Here is a 266-nt window from a genome sequence, read left to right on the forward strand (position 1 = left end):
GCAGCCGGCGGCGTCGGTTCGGTCGCGACCGCTGTGCTCTCCTGGCTCGGCTATCACGTCATCGCCTCGACCGGCCGCGCCGCCGAGGAGCCCTATTTGAAGAGCCTGGGCGCCGCGGAGATCATCGACCGCAACGATCTCTCCGCGCCGGGCAAGCCGATGGGCAAGGAGCGCTGGGCAGCGGGTGTCGATGCGGTCGGCTCCCACACGCTGGCCAACGTGTTGGCGCAGACGAAATACGGTGGCGCCGTCGCCGCCACCGGCTT

1 protein-coding gene is annotated in these 266 nt (G+C 70.3%); it reads left to right on the forward strand.

Features of this window, described 5'->3' with window-relative positions:
* Positions 1-266 (forward strand): zinc-binding dehydrogenase (locus RMT89_RS43515; RefSeq protein ID WP_315889282.1); only part of this gene is annotated, 266 nt, incomplete at both ends.

Source organism: Streptomyces sp. P17 (genome assembly GCF_032436805.1).
In the GTDB taxonomy this organism is placed as follows: Bacteria; Actinomycetota; Actinomycetes; order Streptomycetales; family Streptomycetaceae; genus Streptomyces.